Origin of the sequence: Streptomyces sp. NPDC050504 (assembly GCF_044458065.1) — a bacterium.
GTDB lineage: Bacteria > Actinomycetota > Actinomycetes > Streptomycetales > Streptomycetaceae > Streptomyces.
This window is the reverse complement of sequence record NZ_JBITHO010000009.1, coordinates 17,743-40,087: the sequence shown is the minus strand read 5'-3', so window position 1 is coordinate 40,087 and position 22,345 is coordinate 17,743. Positions and strand designations below refer to the sequence as shown.

Below are 22,345 nucleotides of genomic sequence, written 5' to 3'. Positions count from 1 at the left end.
CGGCACCACTTCCAGGCGGTCGACGGGGACGTTGAGCGTGTCGCCATACCGTAGGAACGTGCTGGTGAGCGGCGTATGTGGCGGGGAGCCATAGTTCGGGACGGAGGAGTGCGCGGGGGCTACATGGAGGGGCGTGGGGGTCCGCGAATCCTGATCTTCCCGAAGTCGCCGCTGCGCTCACTGAATCGTCGTGTTCCGTACCGGATGGGAGATTCTTCCCCGTGAGGCCGGAGCGGGTTCTAAACTCGTGCCACATTCCTACCGCCCGCGGGTTCATCTGGGGGGCTCTGTGGCAGGTCCGCGTGCTGGTCAGTCGGGTCGCCGTCGGCTACTGGGCATGGCGTGGCGGCATTGGGCCGCACCGGGTCTCACCGCGGTCGGTTCGATCGCGATTCTGCCGCCGTCCATCACGGCCCCCATGCTGATTCTCGGATTCCTGGTGGCCGGGGCCGCGTCATTCAGTGCGACGCGGCTGGCACGGGACGACGCCTTACGACTACAGGCGGCCCAGGCCGAACTGAGCGTCATCGGTGTTCTCCAGACGGTGTTCCCGGTGATCGAGAACTTCGAGGAAGAAGTGCCGGGCACCAGCAATCTGCGCGCCTGTGTACTGACCTTCACGGATGAAGGGACGCTGCGCATCGCCTACGCCTTCGGCCCCTATTCGCGCCTGGAGCAGGAACTGCGCTGGCAGGAAGGCCAGGGCCTGGCCGGGAAGGCGTGGCAGGAGAAGACCGTGGTGTCCGCGCCTGAGGACATGGGGTTGCCGACCGACCTCCACGGGGATCCCGCTCTCTGGCAGCTCACCGACGATCAAAGGCGGGCGATCGCGGGGAAGTCGTTGACCGCGACGGCCTTTCCGCTCATCGACGCTGTCGGTGCGGTGCGCGCGGTGCTCCTGCTCGAAGACCGCAGGCCGCCGCTGACTTCCGACCTTCGGAGACCCGGAATCCGTGCCATCCTGGAGCAGCGTGTGGTGACGCCTATTCGCGACCAATTGGCTCTGACGGGTTTCGCCTTTCCCGAGGTGGCCCGGACCACGGGGGTGTCGTGAACGACACGGCGATGGACCACGGGGACTACGCGGGCCGCGTGGAGCAGGAGATGGCGCGGCGCCTGGACCTGATCGGCGCGGCCTCGGACTCCGCCCTGTTGCGTTCCCGTTTCGGCGAATACAGCCAGTTGCGGTCGCCGGTGCCGTCGGAGGAGGGTTTGCGGAGGCGGAGGCGCCGCCGCACCGACAAACGCATGTTCCATGCGGTCCTGCGTGGGCTGCTGGTCGCTGCCTTCGCGATTCCCACGGTGCTGGCCGCATCGGGCTTCGGAACCTGGATCTGGGCCGTGGGTCTGATCGCCGTGCTGTGCCTCAACGAACTCGTTCACGCCTGTTCCTGGCCCAAAGGCGCGCTGCGGGCGCGTCGTGGGCGGCGCGTCGTCCTGGTCGGAGCAGGCGAGCAGGCAGCGGACTTCATGAAACTCTGGGATCCGGCATCGGCCGGGATTTCGGTGGTCGGCGCATGCGAGCCGGTCACGACGGGCACCGAATCCGCAACGTGGTGGGGAGAGCTGAGAATCGGGGTGCTGGGCACCGTCGACGACCTCCGCGAGGTCGTTACCGCCGGCGGGGCCGACACGGTGATCGTCATCCCCCACAGTGGCCTGTCCAGGTCGGCTCTGCATCAGATGGTCTGGTCGCTGGAGGACACTGACGCCGAACTGTTCCTCTCCCAGAGCATCGTGGATCTGGGCACGTCCCGGCAGGCGACGGTGTCGGTCGCCGGGCTGACATTGATCAAAGTGAGCCGTCACATGCGGCAGGGAATTCAATATCGTTTGCGGGCTTTCGCCGACCGGGTGCTCGCCGCCGCGCTGTTGCTCCTGTCCCTGCCGCTCGTCCTCTTCATCAGCGTGCTCATCTGGATTACGGATCCTGGGCCCGCGCTGTTCCGCCAGACCAGGGTGGGCCGGGACGGGGAACAGTTCATCATGTACAAGTTCCGCACCATGAAAGTCGAGGCGGCGAGGTTCGAAGCCGAACTGTCCCAGCTGAACTACAGCGGCGACGGCCTGCTGTTCAAGATGCGCCGCGACCCGCGCATCACGCCGGTGGGGAGAGTGCTGCGGCGCTATTCGCTGGACGAGCTTCCGCAACTGATCAATGTGCTGATCGGTGACATGTCCCTGGTCGGGCCACGTCCGCCGCTGCCGGAGGAAGCCGCTGCCTACGGTCCCGACCTGCGTCGGCGCCTTCTGGTCAAGCCCGGACTCACCGGGCTCTGGCAGATCAGCGGCCGGTCCGATCTCAGCTGGGAGGATTCGGTGCGCTTGGACCTCGCGTACGTGGACAACTGGTCCATCCGCCTCGATCTGGCGATCATGTTCCGGACCATTTCGGCGGTCCTGCGCGGTACGGGGGCCTACTGAAGCGGCCGCCGGATCCCCGGAGGGGCGCCTCGCAACAGCGAGGCGGCCGCGCGGAGGGTGTGCGGGTGGTCGGGACCGAGCTGTCGGCTCAAGGGTGACGACGATGTGCTGGTGCTGCCGAGCGCCGTCACGCTCGGCGCTCGGCGGCCCGTGCGGTGCTGAGGCTGCAACAGGGAACAGGGCTGTTTCGCTGCGGTCAAGCGGCTCGGGCCGAGGCGTGCGGGTCTGGGGACGTCGTGGGGGGTTCGGCTGAGGTGGCGTGCCGTGCCGTGGCGGCTGGTCCGTGGACCGGCCGGTCGGCCGACCGGGCTTCGTCCGGCCGGGGTTCGGGGCGTTCGGGCCGCTCGGGGCGTTCGAGTCCGGCGAGGGCCTCCTGGGTGATGCCGTGGGCGTGGGCGAGGTCCAGGAGCTCGGGGCACGCGTTGATGTTGTCGACGTGCGGGACGTCCCATTCGTCGGTGCCGCAGCCTGCGCACGCGTCCCACGCCATGGTGTCCGGGTCGGGTCCGTGCCGGGCGAGGACGCGGCGGTCCGCCTCGCAGCGGCGCAGGACTGCCAGAGGGGCGTTGCGGACGATGCGGTCGGCGTCCGTGTCGCGGTCGGCGGCGACGCCGTCGCGCGGGTGCCGCCGGTCGGCGGCAGCGCGGTCACGGGCCAGTTCCTCAACGGCGTTGACCCGTTGGGTGATCCAGGTGTGGAGATCCATGGCGCGGGCTCCTGTGTGTCGGGCCGGTCGGGGGCGTAGTGGCCAGGTTCGTCGCTGTCGGGCCCGCTCCATATGACGCAGATCACATGCTCGTCGGCCGCGGTCCGGGTGCCGCCGTGCGCGGGGGGTACGGGGAGGGCCGGACGCGGTGCGTGGGCACGTACCTGGAGGTACGTACTTGATCAAGGACCGGTGACCGGGAAGTCTTGTCGAGGCGCGCCAAGCCCCTCGTCCGATACCGCCCCTGTCCTCGTGGCCAGGTGGTCCCGACCCCAGGCGGAGAGCAGTTCCAGCAGTTCGTAGAGCCGACGGCCCCGCTCGGTCAGCGAGTACTCGACCCGGGGCGGCGACTCGTCGTAGTCCTCCCGGTGCACGATCCCGTCGGCCTGGAGCTCCCGGAGCTGCTGGGTCAGCACCTTCTCGCTGATGCCGGTGACCAGCCGTCTGGTCTCGCCGAAGCGGCGCGGACGCTCGGAGAGCGCCCACATGACGAACGACTTCCACTTTCCCTCGAACACCCCGACGGCCACGCCCATCCCGCAGGTGTGCGGGTCGGCCACCGTCACGACCTCGGAGTTCCCCATGCCTGCTTCCCCCGTCACCGTTCTCGGCCTGGGCCCGATGGGCCGCGCCCTGACCTCCGCCTTCCTGACCGCGGGCCATTCCGCGACCGTCTGGAACCGTACTCCAGGACGGGCCGGCGAGCTGGTGGAGAAGGGCGCCGTCGAAGCCGGTACCGCCGCGGAGGCCATCGCGGCGAGCGACCTCGTGGTGATCTGCGTACTGGACTACGCGGCTGTCCGCGCCGTCACCGCTCCGCACGCCGCCGCGCTCAAGGGCCGCACCCTGGTCAACCTCACCGCCGGTACGCCCGACGACGCCCGCGCCACCGCCGAGTGGGCCGACGCGCACGGCATCGGCTACCTCGACGGCGCGATCATGGTTCCGACGTACCTCGTCGGCGGCCCGTCGACCCTGGTCCTCCACAGCGGCCCCGCCGACCTGTACGAACGCCACCAGGGCACCCTCCGGGCCATCGGCGGTACCTGCGTGCACCTCGGCGCGGACCCGGGCCGCGCGGGAGCCCACGACGTCGCCCTGCTCGACGTCTTCTGGACGGCGCTGACGGGCGTCGTCCACGCCTTCGCCCTCGCCAGGTCCGAGGGCGTCACCGCGTCCGACCTCGCCCCCTACGCCAAGGGCGTCGCCGCTCTCCTGCCCGACGTGATCGACGCGTTCGCCGAGCAGGTCGACACCGGCGGCTATCCCGCCGGAGGCTCCAACCTCCGCTCGGCGGCGGCGATCATGTCCCACGTCCTTGAGGCCTCGCACAGCCGGGGCGTCGACAGTACGGTGATCTCCGCCGCCCACGACATCGCGCGCCGGGGCATGGCAGCCGGTTACGCGGACGACTCCTACGCCCACGTCGTCGAACTCCTCGGCGGCAGCGGCGGTCCCGCCGAAGACTGAGCGGGCCGGTTGCGCGCACCTCCCTCCCGCGCGGCCGGGACCTGGCCCTGGTGAAACCGGCCCTGATGAAGGGGCTCCGCCCGAAGCGCCGGTACCGCGGTGCCTTCTGATCGCCTGCTTCTGATCGCGTGGTCGGTCCGCTGGCGTCCTGTTCGATTTCGATCATGGATGACACAGTGGGCGTCCGCTCGGGGCGGGCTGTGGCGAGGGAGAGGGCGCATGCTGGAGATAGCGGGGATCGGGGCAGCCGAGGAGCGGGTCTACCGCCTCCTCGTGGAGGTGCGGGACGCCGGTGTGGACGAGATCGTCCAGCAACTGCGCATCAGGGAACGCGAGGCGGCGCTGCTCCTGTCCTCCCTCTACGACAAAGGCCTGGTCGAGCCGCTGCCGGGGGCCGGCGGCATGCGGTACGTACCCGTCCCGCCGGACGTGGCGCTGCAACCCCTGCTGGCGCGCGGCCAGGAAGCGCTGGAGTGGGCGCGGCGCGGAGTGGAACAGCTGGCCGAGGAGTACCGGGCGGGCGGTCGGTGCCACGACGCCGGGCAACTGGTCGAGGTGATCACCGGCAGCGGCGCCATCCGCCAGCGACTGCGCCAACTCGCCTACGGGGCCCGCAGCGACCTGCGGTGGTTCTGCAAGGCCGACCCCGTGGCACTGCGCGCCCAGGACAACGACGAGGAGTTCGAACTGCTCGCCCAGGGCATCCGGTACGAGGCGATCTACGAACGGGCCTGTCTGGAGGAGCCCGGCATGGTCGACAACGTTGCCCAGGGCATCCGCGCCGGTGAAGCGGCCCGCGCCACCAGCACGCTGCCCGTGCGCATGGTCATCGTCGACGGCTCCGTCGCCGTCTGCCCGCTGGTGCCGGGCAGCGCGACCGCCGCCCGGGGCGAGCCGACCGCCGCGCTCATCCGCAGCAGCACCCTCCTGGACGCCCTCGTCGCCCTGTTCGAGATCCAGTGGGCGGCGGGAACCCCGCTGCACATCACGGAGGCGGGCGAGCTGGCCGACTTCGCCGGTGGCATGGGGCCGGGCGGCAGCCTCGCCGACGACGAGCGGTATCTGCTCTCCCTGGTCGTCGCGGGCGTGGCGGACAAGGCGATCGCCACCCAGCTGGGTGTCAGCCACCGCACGGTGCAGCGCCGGATCACCGCGCTGATGCAGCGGGCGGGCGCGACGACGCGCACGCAGCTGGTGTGGCAGGCGGCGCGGCGCGACTGGCTGTCGTAGGACGTGCGGAAGCCGCGACCGGGGCCGGCCGCGGCTTCCTGATCCCGCGTACTACCTCAGTGCGTACGCCCGCTGGATCTCCTGCGTCACCTCGTTGCCCGCGTCGTCCCAGGCGCGGACCCGCAGCGTGACGTACCCGCCGGTGCGGGCGGTCGGGGGGTGGGTGACCTGGACGCGGTAGGAGCCGTCGCCCCGGCCGGAGGTCTTCGCCGACCGCCAGTGCGCGCCGTCGTCGTACGAGACGGACACCTGCACGCCCTTCACGGCACGGCCCGTCAGGCCGTCCTGGTGGCGGGCGCTGACCCCGAAGGCGAAGGGCCCGGAGCCGGGGGCGGAACCCCGGAGGTCGGTGGCCACGTCGTAGTCGAGCTGGAGGAGGGGGAGCAGGGACTCCTTGCCCTCGGGCGGTCGAGGGGCCGTGAACGACCAGCGGGTGCTGGTGGCCCGCGAGAGGGTGCTCCCGGGACTGGTGCGCTTCACGTCCAGGTCGAGCTGGTAGCGGCCGTCGTCACCGCCCGCGGGGAAGGTGCCCCACGCCCGGGGGCCTTCCGCGAGGATCCGGCCGTCGTGACGCAGTACGGCGCGGGTCTCGTCGGGGTAGGGGGTGGCGGCGTCCTTGCGGGGCAGGGCGTAGCCGTAGTGGCCGGACGCGGTGTCGGTGAACTCGGGTATCCCGATGGTCAGTTTGTCTCCCTTGCGCTGGGCGAGCCCTTCGACGCCCCGGGGGATCGCCGGGCGCACCACGGGGGCGTACCAGCTCTCCGTGGTGTGCTCACCGGGCCGGTAGGTGCGCAGGGGGCCGAACATGCCGGTCCCCACCGCGTGGACCGCCCAGGTGTTGCGGGGGTTGACCCAGTGCAGCCACCGGCTGTCGGCGGGACCGCTCAGGTACTCCGTCCGCACCTGCCCGGTGCGGACGTACCGGGCCCGCGTGGTGAGGAACACCTGCTCGCCCTCCCACGGACGCCAGGACTCCCGGTTCTCCGCGACGTAGCGCGTCCCGCTCGTGTCCGGGTAGCGCGAGACCACGGTGGCCGTGTTCCCGGGACCGACCTCGTGGACCACGCGCCGGGGGACGCGCTGTGCGGAGACCTGCACGACGTCGTAGAGGTAGGGGCTCTCCGGGACGCCCGTCAGCTCCAGCACGCTGCCCGGCGCGCGCAACCGCTGCGCGGTGGCGTGGGAGGCGTACAGCCCGATCGCGGGCAGCCGCTCGCTCACCGGCTGCCAGGGCGTGGTCGCGTACAGGTCCTCGCCGGCGGTGGTGACGGCGGCCGCGGCCCCCGCTCGGGCGGCCGCGGTCACCGCCTCGTCGTACTCGATCCCCTCCAGCTCCACGAGCACCGCCGCTCCGCGGACGTCCGTGCCCCGTGCGCGCAGCGCCGCGTAGTCCTCGGGGCGTCCGTGACCGGCGTCCACCACCCGCAGGCGCCGCACGCCGTCCACGGCGGGGGAGTTGTGGAGCAGGCGGACGGGGACGCCGGACGCGGCGGACGCGGAGACCGCGCGTGCGCGCAGCATCGGCGCGGTCAGCTGCCAGCGGGAGGAGAACTCGAAGGTTCCCCCGGTGAACTCCTCGGTGGGCGTGACGTTGAGGAGCTGTCCGCCGCTGTGTCCGCCGGTGAAGAAGCTGACGAACTCCCGCTCCCCCTTCTTCCAGCGGGTGGAGAAGACCAGCGGCCCCCGCTGCTCGGCCGGCCTGGGAGTCTGGATCCGCACGGGGACCGCCTTGCGCGCGTCGAGCACCAGGTCCGTGGCGCCGTCCACCCGCAGACCGGGGTTGACGACCAGGCTGTTGGTGACGTTGTCCTCCGTGTACTGCGTGATGACGCCGTGCAGGTAGTACGCGCCCTCGGGCAGGTCCACCGTCAGGCTCTGGCCCGCGGGCACCGGCTGGATGACGTCGAAGCGGCCCGTGGGACCCAGCAGGATCAGCGGCCAGATGGTCGCCGGCTGTCCGGCGCGGTCGATGCCGCGCACGGTGACCTTGTGCTTGACCGGGTCCTTCGTCGCGGAGAGCACGGTGTGCGCGACGGTCTGTCCGTCGGCCGAGGTCGCGGTGAGGCGGCCGCCGTAGACGCCCTCGGGCAGTGCGGACGCGTCGAGGGTCACGGTGACGTCGGCAGTGCCGTGGGCGGGCACGGTGACCTGCTCGGGAGCGCCCACGACACCCGCGGGGGCCGGGGAGCCGTAGAGCTTGTCGAAGGAGGTGTCCAGGGTGAGCGCGACGGGTGCGTCACCGTCGTTGGTGTAGGTGACGCCCACCTTTCGCGGGCCCGCGTCCGGCGCCAGGGTGCCGAAGGTGGTGGTGCCGGTGGCGCGCACCTGCTGGCGCACCGAGCGGGCCACGTCCACCCGGCCGGTGCCCTGCTCGTAGACCGTCTGGCCGGGAGCGGTGCGCGTCGTGCTCAGCAACGAGTCCTTGAGCTGCTGGGCGCTCCAGCCGGGGTGGCGCCCGGCCAGGATCGCCGCCGCGCCCGCCACGTGCGGGGTCGCCATGGACGTGCCCGACGCGGCGGTGTAGGCCGCGTCCACCGGGCGGCCCATGGACGTACCGGTGGCGCGGGCGGCGACGATGTCGACGCCGGGGGCGGTGAGGTCGGGCTTGGCACCGTTGTCCCCGACGCGCGGGCCGCGGCTGGAGAACGGGGCCAGCTTGTCGTCGCGGTCGACGGCGCCCACGGTCAGGGCCTTCTCCGCGGCGCCGGGGGAGCCCACGGAATAGTCGGAGCCCGTGTTGCCCGCCGCGACGACGAAGAGGGTGCCGGTCTCCTCGCTGAGGCCGTTGAGCACGGCGCTGAGCACGTCCGTGCCGTCGGTGGCCTGGCCGCCCAGGCTCATGCTGACGACGTCGGCGCCGGAGCGGGCGGCCCAGTCCATGCCGCCGATGATGGCGGAGTACGAGCCGGAGCCGCTGTCGTCGAGGACCTTGCCGATCAGCAGTCGTGCCCCCGGTGCCACGCCCTTGCGCGAGCCGCCCGAGGCGGCGCCGCTGCCCGCGATGGTGGAGGCGACGTGGGTGCCGTGGCCGTGGCCGTCGTTCGCGGTGGGGTCGGTGGTGAAGTTGCGTACCTCGCCGAGCTTCCCGGCCAGGTCGGGGTGGGTGGCGTCGACGCCGGTGTCCAGGACGGCGACGGTCGCGCCCTTCCCGTCGTAACCGGCCCGCCACGCCTCGGGCGCACCGATCTGCGCGGTGCTGCGGTCGAGGGACGCGTGGACCTTCGCGTCCAGCCACAGCTTCTCGACGCCGCCCTCGAAGGCGGCGTTCTTGAAGGAGGAGGCCCTGGAGGCAGAGGCATTGGAGGCGTTCCGCGCGTCGCCCTCGACGCCGCTTCCTGCGAGCGCGTCGTCGTCGATGGCCTTCCAGAAGAGCCCGGCCCGCTTCTTGTCCGCCTTCAGCGCCGAGCCGCGCAGGCTCTTGAGGACCAGGCCCTTGCGCGCACCGGCGGGCGCCGCCTTGGCCGCGGGGTCCGTACCGCCGGTGTAGCGGGCGATCAGCGGGATGGCGGAGGCGTGGGCGTCGTCGTAACCCTGCTCGACCAGGGAGGTGATGTTGAACAGCTGCCGGTCCAGCTTGCCGGACGAGACGTACGGGAGCGCGGCGCGGGGCAGCACGTACAGCTGCTTGTCGATCTCCAGCTGGGCGAAGTCGGCCTCCGAGGAGCCCGGGGCGGGCTCGACGGAGACGGCCTTCCGGCCGTCGGGGAAGGTCTCCAGCCGCACCCGGTCGCCGGTCACGAGCGTGACGGAGGTGACCTGGGGGCGGGCGGCGGAGTCCGCGCGGGGGGAAGGGGGCGCCGGGGCGGCGCTGGCGCTGGAGGAGACGGGGGCCAGGGTGGCGATGAGGACCCCTGCCGCCAGAACGGCGGCAGGGCGAAGCCGTATGTGCATCGGAACCTTTCCAGGGGGCAAGGAAACGGACACGCGGTGCGGCTACAGACTCGGGCCCCGGTGATCGTCGCACCAGCCTTTTCGGTGTCGTGCTTACGACATGTCGCTTCTACGACACGCGACTTGTCCCACCTCGCCCCAGGTGCCCGACGAGCGGCCTCGCCTGCCCGACGGGCGGTCCCGGGTGCCCGACGGGCGGCCCCGCCCCGCCCCGGGGACAAGGCGCGGCCCGGTCCCGGGAATCCTCCCTGGGACCGGGCCGCGCCGGTGCGCCGCGTTCCGCGTGTTCCGGAACGCGCTGGGGTGCCGCTACTTACCGCACGTGCCGCCCTTCTTCCCCTTGCACGGCTCGCCCCGCTTGTTGGTGAGGCTGACGCGCACCGTTTCCGTGCGGTCCGTGATGCGGTAGGGGCCGGAGACCGGGTCGGCGGGGACGACGTAGCCCTCGCGGGCGGCGAGTTCCTTCAGGTAGAACGTGCCGTTCGGCAGGCCCGTGAAGGTGCACCGGCCGCGCGCGTCGGTGGCGCAGGCCGCTCCCACCGCCTTGTCGGTCCTCTGGAGCCCGGGGCGCCCGTTGGTCTCGCGCCACAGCTGGAACACCGCTCCCTTCAGCGGCTGTCCGGTCTTGGCGTCCTTCTTGAGGAGCGCCACCTTGCCGCCCCGCGGGGTCACCGCGGTGCTGCACGGCAGCGGGCGCCGGTCGGCGCAGACGCCACCGGGGACGCTGGTCGTGACCGCGTTGACCAGCCGCTTGCCCGAGGCGTTCGCGTGGACGCGGACGCTGTAGGTGACGGTGGCGGACTCACCGGGCTTGAGGGTGCGGCCGCTCGCGTCCTTCCAGGTCAGGCGTGTTCCGGAGAGGGTGGTCGTGCCGCGGGTCGCCTTGGTGTCGCGGTTGTGCGCGGCGTGGGTCAGCACCTTGGCGAGGTTGTCCGTGAAGGTGGCGCGGGCGATCTCGGTCCGTCCGGTGTTGGTGGCGGTCACGGTGTAGGTGACGGTGCCGCCGGGCCGCACGCGGCGAGGGGCGGACGTCTTGCGGAGGGTGAGCTGCTGGATCGGCGTGGCCGTGCCGCAGCGCGGGTCGACGGGCGCCGAACGCGGCATCGGGAGCGGGCAGTTGGTTTGGGAGTCGCTGGTGACGCTGTTCTTCAGGGTCTTGTCTCCGCGCAGCGGCGACTTGACGGTGACCGTGTAGGTGACGGTGACGGTCGCCCCGGAGGGCACGTCCCCGGTCCAGGTGAGCTTCGGCGCCGCGTAACTGACCCGGCCCGCGCTCGCCCTGGCGTTCCGGTCGTACGCGGCGTCGTCGAGGACGCCGGTGAGGTCGTCGACGTACGAGGCGCCCTGGTAGGCGGTCGTGCCGCTGTTGTGGACGGTCACGGTGTACGTCACCCTGCCGCCCGCGACCGCGAAGGCCGGCCGGGCCGACTTCGCGACCTCCAGCTGCGGCGAGGGGAGCTCCTCGGAGCAGCGCGGATCGTCGGACGCCGGTTCGCAGTTGGAGCCGGCGCCGGTGACGGTGTTCTTGAGCTTCTTGTCGCCCGCGTTGGTCACGGTCACGGTGTAGGCGACCGTGGCACTGTCCCCGGGGCCGAGGTCGCCGGTCCAGGTGAGGGTGGGTTCGCGGTAGTCGACGGTGCCGCCGGTGGCGGTGGCGTCCCGGTTGTAGGTGGCGTCGTCCAGGACCTCGGTGAGGTCGTCGGTGAAGGACGCCCCGGGGTAGTCACCCTTGCCGACGTTCTGGACGACGACGGTGTAGGTGATGGTGTCGCCCTGTTTGACCTCCCTCGGGCTGCCGGACTTGGTGATCCGGAGCTGTGGGACGGGCTGGACCGTGGAGCAGTCGGGGTCGGTGCCGTCCGGCGGGCAGTTGGACCCGTCGGGGCCGGTGACGGCGTTCTTCAGCGTCTTGTCGCCCTGCGGCGGCCTGCCGACGGTGACGGTGTAGGTGACCGTGACCGTGGCGCCCGCTCCGACGTCTCCCCGCCACGTCACCGCGGGGCGGGTGAACGCGGCGGTTCCGGAGGTGGCGCGGAGGTTGCCGCCCCAGGCGGCGTCGTCCAGGACGTCGGTCAGGTCGTCGGTGAAGGAGGCGTTCTCGTACGGGGCCCGCCCCGCGTTCTCGACCTTGACGGTGTAGGTCACCTCGTCCCCGGGCTTGGGGTTCGCCGGTGAGGCGGTCTTCTTGATCCGGAGGTCGGTGAGCGGCACCACGGTGGCACAGTCGGGGTCGGTGGAGTCCGGCGGGCAGTTGGATCCGGTGCTGGTCACGGCGTTGCGGAGCACCTTGTCCCCGGCCGGCGGCCTGTTCACCGCGGCGGAGTAGGTGATGGTGGCGGTGGCGCCCTTGGCGACGGTGCCGGTCCAGGTGAGGGTGGGTTCGCGGTAGTCGACGGTGCCGCTGGTGGCGGTGGCGTCCCGGTTGTAGGTGGCGTCGTCCAGGATGCCGGTGAGGTCGTCGGTGAAGGACGCGTCCGGGTAGGCGGCCTGGCCGGTGTTCGTCACGGTCACGGTGTAGGTGACCTCGTCACCGGCCTTGGCGGTGCGGGGAGAGACGCTCTTCTCGATCCGCAGGGCCGGGAGCGGGGTGACGGTCGAGCACCGGGGGTCGGTGCCTTGGGGCGGGCAGTTGGTGTCTTCGGTGCCGGTCACGGCGTTCTTGAGGATCTTGTCGCCCTTGGGCGGTGAGCCGACGGTGACCGTGTACGTCAGGGAGACGACCCTGCCGACGGTGACGTCTCCGCTCCAGGTGAGCGTGGGCGCCCGGTAGACGACGGTCCCCTCGGTGGCGGTCGCGTCCTCGTTGTAGGCGGCGTCGTCGAGCAGCCCGGTCAGGTCGTCATCGAAGCGGGCACCGGTGTAGGTGGCCTGTCCGGTGTTGGTGATCTGGACGGAGTAGGTGACCGTATCGCCCGGCTTGGGGTTCTTCGCGGTGGTGGACTTGTCGATCTCGATCTTTGCCAGCCGCGTCTGCGTACCGCAGTCGGGGTCGGTGCTGTTCGGCGGGCAGTTGGAGTCGTCCGGGCCGGTGACCGCGTTCTTCAGCAGGCCGTCGCCCGACCCGGTGCGGTTGACGGTGACCGAGTAGGTGAGGGAGGCACTCTGCCCCGCGGGCAGGTCGTGCGTCCAGGTCACCGTGGGTTCGGCGTACCGTACGGTACCGGCGGTGGCCTTCGCGTCGTCGTTGAACGCGGCGTCGTCCAGGACCTGGGTCAGGTCGTCCTCGAAGCGGGCGCCGGTGTAGGTGGCGGTGCCCGGGTTCTTCACGGTCACGGTGTACGTGACCTTCTGGCCCGGCTTCACCACCGCGGGCGAGGCCGTCTTCTTGATCTCCAGTTCGGCGATGCGGGTCTCGGTCGTGCAGGCGGGATCCGTACTGTCCGGCGGGCAGGTGGAGCCGTCGGGCCCGGTGACCGCGTTCTTGAGGATCTTGTCGCCCTTCGGCGGCGCGGCCACGGTCACGACGTAGGTGACGGTCGCGGTCGTCCCCACGGCGACGGTGCCGGTCCAGGTCAGCTTCGGGGAGGCGAAGGAGGCCGTGCCCGTCGAGGCGTGGACGGTGTCGTCCCAGGTGGCGTCGTCGAGCACACCGGCGAGGTCGTCGCTGAAGGAGGCGCCCTTGTAGTCGGCCTGTCCGGTGTTCTTCACCGTGACGGTGTAGGTCACCTTCTGCCCCGGCTTGGCGCTCGTCGGCGCCGCGGTCTTCTTGATGTCCAGTGCGGGCAGCGGCGTGACGGTGGAGCAGTCCGGGTCGTTGCTGTCGGGCTCGCACGTGGAGCCGTCGGGCCCGGTGACGGCGTTCTTGAGGATCTTGTCGCCCTTGGGGGGCTTGCCCACGGTGACGGTGTAGGTGACCGTGACCGTGGCCCCAGGAGCGACGTCGCCCGTCCAGGTCAGCTCGGGCCGGGCGTAGGCGACCGTGCCCGCCGAGGCGGTGGCGCTGTCGTCCCAGGTCGCGTCGTCCAGGACGCCCGCGAGGTCGTCGGTCACCGTGACGCCGTTGAAGGGGGCACTGCCGGAGTTGCTGAGGGTGAGGGTGTAGGTGACCTTGTCGCCGGGCTTGGGATCGCCCGGTGCGGCGGTCTTCTTGATGTCCAGGGCCGGCTTGGGGACGACCGTGGCGCAGTCGGGGTCCTTGGAGCCGGGCGGGCAGTTGGAGTCGGTTCCGGTCACCGCGTTGCGCAGGTACTTGTCGCCCTGGGCCGTGACGGTGACCGTGTACGTGACGGTGGCCTTCGCCCCGGCGGCGAGGTCACCGCTCCAGGTCAGCTTCGGGGAGCTGAAGGAGGCCGTGCCCGGGGACGCCGTGACGTCGTCGTCCCAGCGCGCGTCGTCCAGCACGTCGGTCAGGTCGTCGGTGAACGACGCTCCCTCGTACGCGCCGCCGCCGGTGTTCTCGACGGTGACGGTGTAGACGACCTTCTCGCCGGGCTTCGGGTTCTCCGGCGCTGCCGTCTTCTTGATCTTCAGGGACTTGACCGGCGTCACCGTGGCGCATTCGGGATCGGTGCTGTCCGGCGGGCAGGAGGAGCTGTCCGGGCCGGTCACCGCGTTCCTGAGGATCTTGTCCCCCGCCGGGGGCGAGCCGACCGTGACCCGGTACGTGACGGTGACCGTGGCCCCCTTGGCCACGTCGCCGCTCCACGTGAGCGTCTTCGCGTTCCCGTCGTACGACGTGGTACCTGAGGTCGTGGTGACGACGTCGTCCCAGGTCGCGTCGTCCAGGACGCCGTCGAGGCCGTCGGTGAAGGCGGCCCCCTCGTAGGCGCCGCCGCCGGTGTTCTTCACCGTGACCGTGTAGGTGATCCGGTCGCCGGGCTTCACCTCGGACTTGTCGGCCTTCTTCTTGATCTCCAGGCTTCTGACCGGGGTCTCGGACGAGCATTCGGGACCGGTCGAATCCGGTTTGCAGTTGCTGTCCGGGGCCGTGACGGTGTTCTTCAGCACCTTGTCCCCGGCCGGTGGTCTGCCGACCGTCACCGAGTAGGTGAGGGTCACCGTCGCGCCGGCCGCGATCGGCCCGCCGGTCCAGGTGAGCTTCTTCGTCCCCGAGTCGTACTTCGGCTGGGTGGCGGCGCTGCTCCCGCCGACCGTGGCCCTGGCGTCGTCGTTGTACGTGGCGTCGTCCACCACGCCGGTCAGGTCGTCGGTGACCGTGGAGCTGGGCAGGGGAGCGTTCCCGGTGTTCTTGGCCGTGACGGTGTACGTCACCGTGTCGCCCGGTTCGGCCGTGGCCAGGGACGCGGTCTTCTCGACCTCCAGTTGGGCCGTCAGGTCCGTCGCGATCGAGCAGCTGGCCAGGTCGGTGATGGGCCAGCTGCCGCCCGACTCGGACTTGACGGTACCGACCTGGTTGTTCTGGGACAGGCCGCCCACCTCGGTGGAGGCGCCGGTCTTCGGATCGACCCGGTAGAGGTTGCCGCCGTAGTAGCCCAGGTAGATGGAGTCGTTGTGCCAGGCCATGCCGTAGTTGTTGAAGCCGTTGCCGGACGCCGGACCGGTGACGGTGACCGCGCGCCGGGTGGTCCCGGTGGCCGGGTCCAGACGGTAGATGTGGCTCTGGCCTCCGTGGACGATGCCGTAGTAGATGCCGCCGTTCTGGTCGGCGAACATGTCCGGCACCAGGGTGCCGCCGTTGAAGACGGCGTCGTCGGCGGGCACCGGGGTGAGCGGGTCGGTCGACGAGCCCCGCTCCCACACCGTGGTGGCGCCCGTGGCCAGGTCCATCCGGAACAGCTTGGGCGTGCTGCCGTTCTGCGCCCCGTACAGCATTCCCCGGTTGGGGTCGGCCGTGGTTCCGCCCCAGTTGGTGCCGGAGGGAAGGTTGCGCGGCTGGCCGCCGGCGATCTCGTCGGTGACCGTGTTGGTGCCCGAGACGTGCTTGTACAGCTTGAGGTTGCTGGTGGTGTAGCTGGAGTAGAAGGCGGCGGGCTTCCCGGTGTCGGGGTCCTTGCCCAGCGCCATGTTGGTCGACCAGTAGTCGGGCAGGCCGTTGGCGGTCGGGTTCCGCTTGGAGATCACGGTGTTTTGGATGGTGGCACGGCCGTTCGCGTCGTTCGCGTACTGCATGCCGGACCGGTAGTTCGAGTAGTACAGGTGATCGCAGTCGAACGCGGAGGGGTTGCTCTCCCCTTCCACGGTCCAGCTCTGAGCAGCCGCCTCGCCCGCGCCGATGAGCGCCAGTGCGGGCAGGGACATCGCGATGCACAGGGACTGCGCGAGCAGCCCCCGTACGGAGCGCCGGAGGCGGCCCGGTGCACGAGGTGGTCCAGACATGTTCCCTCTCCAGGACAACGGGGATGAGGCCCCAGACAGACAGGGAAAGCTGGAACATGCAATTACCCGGGACGGCTCTCCGGCACAATTCACCCGCCCGCTTCGCTGCCGGGCAGGTCGACCGTTCGGTACGACCACGGCGTCGTGACCGGCCGGGGGTGAGCGGGCGACGGCGTCGACACCGGCCGACAGGGCCGCGACGACCATCGGGGACGGTTACCGCGAACAGCGGGATTCGCATCTCCCGCCGCACCCGGCCCCGCGCCAACTCGCGTCACGGGCGGCGCGATTGGCAAAGGCTCTGTAACGGATTCGACGCGGGATTCTTGCCCCGGCCCGCCCTCCCTATCCTGATGGGACGCGTCGGAACGGGGTCCGTATCGGCCGCTGCCGGTACGCCCGTCTCGGTCCGCACGTGACCTTCTGGAGGCGTGGACCGCATGGTTGCAGGGGCAGGCAAGTTCGCCGAACGTCTGTATGAGGCGAGTGACGGTGCGTACGCAAGCTTCACCGAGCTCCACGAGCACGGCGGAAGGCTTGCCCGCGTTCTTGAAGATCCGGAGAAGATCAAGGTCGCGGCGTACGCGACGCGATTCGAGAACAGTCGCTACGGCTGCGGAATCGTCATGCAGAAAAAGCGAGTACTGCTCCTGCCCGAGCAGCCGTACGTCAAAGCGACTCAAGCATTCATGGGCGCCCTTCGAGGCAAGGGGGAAGTTTTCGAGATCCGGTACAGCCAAATCAGACGCGCACAGTCTTTCAACAGCGGCGAAAGCGTGAACTTCGTCCAGGGAATCTTCCGGGGGCGCTACACGGACGACAACATTCGAATCACTCTGTGGAACGGCGAAGTCGTGCTGCTGGAATCGATAATGGGAAACCGGAGTCCGGTGTTGATGGCCACGTTCAAAAAGCGGCTCTGAGGGTTCCCTGGACACCGCACGACAGCGCCGACGCGGGGATCAGGGGACGTCGGTCGTCGCCAGCGGGCGCGGCGCGGGGGCGGTCGGCGCGGGGGTCAGCCGCGCCTCCAGGCGTTCGGGGAGCGCCAGCCGGTACAACGGCAGAGCCGACGCGCTCGTGACGACCGCCACCAGGACGAGCACGGAGAACACGGGTTCGCTGATCAGGCCCTGGGCCAGCCCGATGTTGATGAAGACGAGGATCATCATGCCGCGGGCGTTCATCAGACCGCCCACCGCCAAGCACTCGCGCCAGCCGAAGCGGAGCTTCCGCATGGCCAGCGCGCTTCCGAAGTACTTGCCGGTGAATCCGGCCAGGAGCGCGGCGACGCCGAACAGCAGGGTGTCCGCCGAGATGCCCCGGAGGTTGGTGGTCAGACCGGACAGGGCGAAGAAGACGGGCAGCATCAGCGTCGATACGGTGTCCATCATCCGCCTGTGCAGGGCCTGGCGGAACTGCGGGTCGCGGGGCATGGCGAGACCGGCGACGAAACCGCCGAAGACCGAGTAGATGCCGATCAGGTCGGTGACGTACCCGCAGACGATCGGCACGAGGACCACCACGTACATCGCGCCGGGGCTCAGCGTGCCCTGCCGGGCGACGTGCCGGGCCAGCGGGCGCAGCAGCTTCGACACGCCGAGCATCATCACGGCGGTGAACAACAGGCTGTAGCCGATCATGGGAAGGGCGTCCACGGCCCCCGAACCGGTGTGCACGGCGGTCAGCATGGCGAGGAAGCACCAGGCCGCGGCATCGTCGATGGACGCCGCGACCAGGGCCAGCCGTCCCAGGCGCGAGTTCTGCAGACCGCGCTCGTAAAGCATGCGCGCGAGCATGGGGAGCGCCGTGAGGGACAGCGCGCCGCCCACGAAGAGGGCGAACTCCCACCGGCTGACGTCCTGGCGGGAGACGTCGTCCCACATCAGCAGGCCGACGGCGCCACCGAGCACGAGGGACGGCAGTAACCCGGAGACGGCGAGCACCGCCGGGTGGTGCCTCCGGTCGGCCTCGTGACCGCCGTGGTCCAGTCCGGAGCCGACCAGGAACATGTAGAGCGTGAGCCCGATGGTGCTCAGGACGTACAGCACCGGTCGGGCCTCCGCGGGGAAGACGGCCGACTGGGCGTCGGGCGCCAGCCAGCCGAACAGCGTCGGGCCCAGCAGGATGCCCGCGACGATCTCGCCGAGCACCCTCGGCTGTCCGGCCATGGCCGCCAGCTTGGCGAACACGGCCGCCGCCAGCAGGATGACCGCGAGCGCGGGAAGGACCTTCAGCGTCAGTTCGAGGTTGGGATCGGTCACGGCCAGGGTCATGTGGTCCTGCATGGGAAAGGGGTCTTTCTGAGTAGGGCCCGGGGGCGGCGGTCGCTCGGCGGCGTCAGCGGGAGCGCAGTCGGCGCCGTGCCCGCGCTCCGCGCCACATCAGGTCGAGGGCCGCGGCGCGCGGGCCGCGCGGCTGATCCATGCGCAACAGGGCCCGGACGCACCACAGCTGGGTCTCCGCGGTGTGCCGCGGCGACCCGTGCACGTCGTCGTGTTCGAGCAGGGTCAGGGCGCGCACGTGCCGGGCGATCCGACGGGTGTCGCCCGCGGGAATGATCTCGTCCCGGCGGCTCGCGACGTAGTGCAGCGGAACGGCCAGCGAGGCGAGCTGCTCGTCGTCGATCGCGAAGTCGGCCATGTCCCGCAGCACGTGGCGTTCCGTGCCGCCGGTGAGGTGGGCCAGCGTCGACCTGGTGACGCGCGGGACCCCTTCCTGCCACGGCTCGTCGGTGAAGAAGTCGTGCACCGGGGCGCCCACGGTGACCACGCCCCGGATCCGGTCGTCCTCAAGGGCGCACCGCAGCGCCAGGTGGCCGCTGAAGCTGAGCGCCATGGCGTAGGTCCGGCGGACGTCGGCCCGGTCGCCCACCGCGTCCAGGACGCCCGAGAGCATCCGCCAGCTCTTGACGCCGTACGGCAGGGTGTTCTCCCCGACCCCGGGCATCTCGGTGACGACGGCCGCCATGCCGAGCTTGCGGATCCGCACGAGCGCGGGGACCCACTGCTCCTTCACCGTGACGATCCCGCCCATGACGAGCAGCAGCGGGCGGCGCTCCTTCGCGGACAGCCCCGTGGTCCAGCAGCGGACCCGGCCGCCGGGCAACTCCACGTCGAGGCGCTCCAGTTCGGGCGCCCGCTCGCGCTGCCACTGCTCCAGGGTCTGCGCGCAGCGCTCCAGCGCGTGCGCCCGTCCAGGACCGTCGACGAACGGGAAGCGCGCCAGGGCGAAGTGCCGGGAGGCCTCCAGCGGCTTGCCCAGCTCGGCGAGGCGCTCGGCGGCCCTGGACCACTCCGCCACCCACGAGCCGGGCCCGTCGCCGTCGTCGGACTCGATCCGGTCGAGTACGTCCCGGAAGCCCTGGACGCGCTGGCCCCGTGCGTGCACCTCGACGTACTGCTTGAGTTCGGTGACGTCGTTCATGACTCTCCGTCCGGGGCGCACTTGACCGATTCGAGGCCCTCCTTGACCTCCGCGAGCACGTCGGCGGCCTCGGCGCCGTCGATCACCCGGTGGTCGAAGGTGAGACTGAGCCGCATCAGCGGCGCGATGTCCAGCCGCCCTTCGCGCACGACGGGCCGGTCGGCCGTGGCGCCGAGGCCGAGGGTGACGGTCGTGCCGCCCACCGCGTAGAAGCCGTCCACCGGGCGGTGCCCGAGGGAGGAGACGGCGAAGGTGCCGAACGCGGCGGCCCGCCTGCGCAGCGGACGGGTGCCCGCGCGGAACGCGAGGGTGCGCAGCGGCCAGGGCAGCCGGTGCAGGGTGCGCGTCGGCGCGAACTCCGCCATGGTCCCGGGGTCGCCGTCGCGGAAGTGGTCGATGCGCTCCTGGATGTCGGGCAGTCGGGCGTCCTGGAGGTCGCCGAGCACCGCCGAAAGCACCACGCGCTGCCCGTCGAGCTCCCGGTCGAAGGTCAACTTGCCGTTCACCGTGCCGTATCGGGCGACCTTCGGCCGGGCCCGGCCCCGGATCGCCGCGTTCGCCTCGGGATGCCGGGCCAGCGTCCGGGCGGCGGTGTGCAGGACGTACGCGGTCGTCGAGTACCGGCGGCCGCGGGCGCGGGCCGCCGCCTGGTGCGCCCGGACGCCGCTCATGTCGACCTCGGTGTCGATGAAGACCGGCGAGAACGCCCGTACCTCCGTCAGGAAGCTCAGCGTGTGGCGGCGCTCCCTGGCCACGGGACGGACGGTGACCGAGGCCGCTCCCGCGGGCGTCACGAGCCCACCGCGAGGCGGTAGATGTCCTCCAGGGAGTCCGCCGCCAGGGCGTCCGCCAGGGGGAGCGGCCGGCCTGTGGCGCGCTCCAGGGTCGTCAGCAGCGACAGCAGGTGCACGGAGTCCCAGCCGGGGATCTGGTCCAGGCCCGTGCCGACGTCGGCACGGGCCACCGGGAGGCCCAGGTCGTCCTGGAGCAGGACGAGGAAGTCGTCGATGGTGTTCACGAGTCGTTGTCTCCGTCTCCGCGGCTCTCGGTGAGCCGGACGTGTGCGGGCGCGCCGGGCAGGTCCTTCAGGTCGTGCCGGTACGTCGCCCCGGTGCCGTCGTCCGACACCTGGGCGAAGCCGTTGCGCGGGTAGAAGTCCTTGGTCCTGGCGTTCTTCGGGGTGGGCAGGTAGGCGGCGAGCACCTGGGCCGCGCCGCCCTCGCGGGCCCGGCGCAGCACGGCCGCGAGGACCGCCTGCTCGATGCCGCGCGAGAAGACCCGGCAGCTCAGCAGGAAGTTGTCGATGTGCAGCGTGGTTCCGTCGCGCCGAGTGAACACCGCGCCGACCGTGCCGTTGTCCCCGAACCGGTCGGCGGACCCGATGACCAGGACGCGCGACGCCGGGTCCGCCATGAGGGCGCGTATCTCGGCGGGCTGCAGCCGCCGGGTCGTCTGGTTGAACTGGTTGGTGCGCAGCGTCATCTGGGAGACGCGGGCCACGTCGGCGTCACCGGCCCGCGCCAGCCGCACCTCCACCCGGAGCTGCAGCAGGTACTCGTCGAGGGAGTCGAAGCTGTCGAGGAAGTCCTTGCGGACCAGCTCGTCCCGGTACTTGGCGACGCGGGTGACGTCCTCACGGGTCAGTTCCGGCGCGTCGAACCAGCCGTCCCGCAGCAACGCCTCCACGTGCAGGGCGGGTTCGTCGCTCACCGCGACCACGGCCACCGCGGGCAGTTCGTGCGCCACGAGACCGCGCTCGTACGGGCTGTCGTCCACGAACACGAAGCTGTCCACGCCCAGGTTGAGCGAGTCGGCCAGCTCGGTGAGGTTCTCGTGCTTGGGGCGCCAGTTGGCGACCACACGGACGAAGTCGTCCTCGCGCAGCGTCATGTCGGGATGGTCGCGGAGCACCTCGCGCACCGGCTCGGGATCGTTCTTGCTGACGGCGGTCAGCACGACGCCCTGCGCGCCGAGCTGCTTGACCACCCGCTGGAAGGCGCGGTGGGCCTCGCCCCGGTAGCTGCCGGCGGCCTCGATGCCGGCGGAGCCGTCCTCGCCCAGGATGCCGCCCCACACCGTCCCGTCCAGGTCCAGGGCGAGGGCCTTCTTCGTCCTGCCCGCCCGGTGCCGCGCCAGGTGCCCCACCTCGCGCGCGTACCCGGCCAGCAGCGCGGGCGAGAGGTGGGCCTTGGCGTACAGGCTCAGGCGCGGTTCGTCGACGGCGGCGCCCTCGCCGATCAGCGGATCCAGGTCGAGGACGACCACGTTCGGGTGCGCCTCGGCCAGCCGCAGCAGCCGCGCGTTGGCCTCCCGCCACACCGCGCCGAGCCGCGCACGGGAGCGGTGGTCGACCAACTGCGCGGTGAACCGCCGTGGCAGCGGAAGGGTGTTGAGGACGAGCGTGCCCCGGGAGGCCGCCGCGAACCGGGCCGCGAGGCCCGCCACGGTCGCGGTCCTCTCGCGCGCCAGGCGCGCCACGTCGTCCGGGGTCCAGGGCACGGGCACGTCGTCGAAGACGACCATGGGGTCGAGCACGCACAGCACCAGGTCGGGCTCGAAGCGGTACAGCGGGCTGTCGGGGTCGGCCAGGTCGAAGACGTACGAGTCGAAGTCCGACACCCGCGGGCGCAGCAGCAGGCCGTGCCTGGCCAGCTCGGCGGTGAGGGGCGCCAGCAGCGGAGTGAGCACGCCGTGGCCGGTGACGGCGACCCGGACGGTGGGGGTGGCGGGGTGCAGGGCCAGGACGTCGTCGGCCTCGACGCGGGCCAGGAGCTGACCCGAGCGGGCGAACCCGGCGTCGTCGAGGCCGGTGAGCAGCGCCGGCACGCGGGGGTACTCGTGGGCCAGCCGACCGGCCCGGTGCAGGTCGAGGAGGGTCGCTCCGGACGGTGGCGTGGTCGTGGGTGCTCCGGTGTCCGTCAC

General features: G+C 71.2%; 14 protein-coding genes. 5 read left to right on the top strand and 9 right to left on the bottom strand.

Annotated features, from left to right (window positions below; all coding sequences use genetic code 11):
• Window positions 1-337 precede the first annotated feature (337 nt).
• Window positions 338-1,054, top strand: a complete 717-nt coding sequence (locus ACIBNE_RS30460; RefSeq protein ID WP_399277233.1) for a hypothetical protein — start codon at window positions 338-340, stop codon at window positions 1,052-1,054.
• Complete coding sequence (locus ACIBNE_RS30455) at window positions 1,051-2,424, top strand: sugar transferase (protein WP_399277231.1); 1,374 nt, start codon at window positions 1,051-1,053, stop codon at window positions 2,422-2,424. Before ACIBNE_RS30460 ends, ACIBNE_RS30455 begins: the two co-directional genes overlap by 4 nt.
• A gap of 196 nt (window positions 2,425-2,620) precedes the next feature.
• On the opposite strand, the gene ACIBNE_RS30450 is transcribed toward ACIBNE_RS30455, so the two are convergent.
• Together ACIBNE_RS30450 and ACIBNE_RS30445 are read right to left on the bottom strand one after the other, a co-directional pair.
• On the bottom strand, window positions 2,621-3,130 hold the full coding sequence (locus tag ACIBNE_RS30450; RefSeq protein WP_399277229.1) for a DUF6221 family protein: 510 nt from the start codon (window positions 3,128-3,130) through the stop codon (window positions 2,621-2,623).
• Window positions 3,131-3,312: 182 nt separating this feature from the next.
• Window positions 3,313-3,714, bottom strand: coding sequence for a winged helix-turn-helix transcriptional regulator (locus ACIBNE_RS30445; RefSeq protein ID WP_399277227.1), 402 nt, complete (start codon window positions 3,712-3,714; stop codon window positions 3,313-3,315).
• Here ACIBNE_RS30445 and ACIBNE_RS30440 point away from each other — a divergent pair.
• Together ACIBNE_RS30440 and ACIBNE_RS30435 are read left to right on the top strand one after the other, a co-directional pair.
• Window positions 3,713-4,600, top strand: a complete 888-nt coding sequence (locus ACIBNE_RS30440; RefSeq protein ID WP_399277225.1) for an NAD(P)-dependent oxidoreductase — start codon at window positions 3,713-3,715, stop codon at window positions 4,598-4,600. The two genes, ACIBNE_RS30445 and ACIBNE_RS30440, sit on opposite strands and share 2 nt — an antisense overlap.
• 219 nt (window positions 4,601-4,819) lie before the next feature.
• The gene (locus ACIBNE_RS30435) at window positions 4,820-5,830 is read left to right on the top strand and encodes a helix-turn-helix domain-containing protein (RefSeq protein ID WP_399277223.1); all 1,011 of its coding nucleotides are present in this window, start codon (window positions 4,820-4,822) and stop codon (window positions 5,828-5,830) included.
• Window positions 5,831-5,881: 51 nt separating this feature from the next.
• On the opposite strand, the gene ACIBNE_RS30430 is transcribed toward ACIBNE_RS30435, so the two are convergent.
• Complete coding sequence (locus ACIBNE_RS30430; protein ID WP_399277221.1) at window positions 5,882-9,721, bottom strand: S8 family serine peptidase; 3,840 nt, start codon at window positions 9,719-9,721, stop codon at window positions 5,882-5,884.
• A 309-nt stretch (window positions 9,722-10,030) separates the two neighbouring features.
• A complete protein-coding gene (locus ACIBNE_RS30425; protein WP_399277219.1) occupies window positions 10,031-15,997 on the bottom strand; it encodes an isopeptide-forming domain-containing fimbrial protein in 5,967 nt (1,988 codons plus the stop codon).
• Between the two features lie 431 nt (window positions 15,998-16,428).
• Here ACIBNE_RS30425 and ACIBNE_RS30420 point away from each other — a divergent pair, with 431 nt between their 5' ends.
• A complete protein-coding gene (locus ACIBNE_RS30420) occupies window positions 16,429-16,920 on the top strand; it encodes a hypothetical protein (RefSeq protein ID WP_399277217.1) in 492 nt (163 codons plus the stop codon).
• A 39-nt stretch (window positions 16,921-16,959) separates the two neighbouring features.
• On the opposite strand, the gene ACIBNE_RS30415 is transcribed toward ACIBNE_RS30420, so the two are convergent.
• Genes ACIBNE_RS30415 through ACIBNE_RS30395 form a run of 5 tightly spaced genes read right to left on the bottom strand, consistent with a single transcriptional unit; the run spans window position 16,960 to window position 22,345 of the window.
• The gene (locus tag ACIBNE_RS30415; protein ID WP_399277215.1) at window positions 16,960-18,285 is read right to left on the bottom strand and encodes a cation:proton antiporter; all 1,326 of its coding nucleotides are present in this window, start codon (window positions 18,283-18,285) and stop codon (window positions 16,960-16,962) included.
• A gap of 52 nt (window positions 18,286-18,337) precedes the next feature.
• Window positions 18,338-19,423 (bottom strand): alpha/beta hydrolase, encoded by a 1,086-nt coding sequence (locus tag ACIBNE_RS30410; protein ID WP_399277213.1) that lies wholly within the window; start codon window positions 19,421-19,423, stop codon window positions 18,338-18,340.
• Window positions 19,420-20,217, bottom strand: coding sequence for a 2-oxo acid dehydrogenase subunit E2 (locus ACIBNE_RS30405; RefSeq protein ID WP_399277211.1), 798 nt, complete (start codon window positions 20,215-20,217; stop codon window positions 19,420-19,422). Before ACIBNE_RS30405 ends, ACIBNE_RS30410 begins: the two co-directional genes overlap by 4 nt.
• The gene (locus tag ACIBNE_RS30400) at window positions 20,214-20,441 is read right to left on the bottom strand and encodes an acyl carrier protein (protein WP_399277209.1); all 228 of its coding nucleotides are present in this window, start codon (window positions 20,439-20,441) and stop codon (window positions 20,214-20,216) included. Before ACIBNE_RS30400 ends, ACIBNE_RS30405 begins: the two co-directional genes overlap by 4 nt.
• A complete protein-coding gene (locus tag ACIBNE_RS30395) occupies window positions 20,438-22,345 on the bottom strand; it encodes an HAD-IIIC family phosphatase (RefSeq protein WP_399277207.1) in 1,908 nt (635 codons plus the stop codon). Before ACIBNE_RS30395 ends, ACIBNE_RS30400 begins: the two co-directional genes overlap by 4 nt.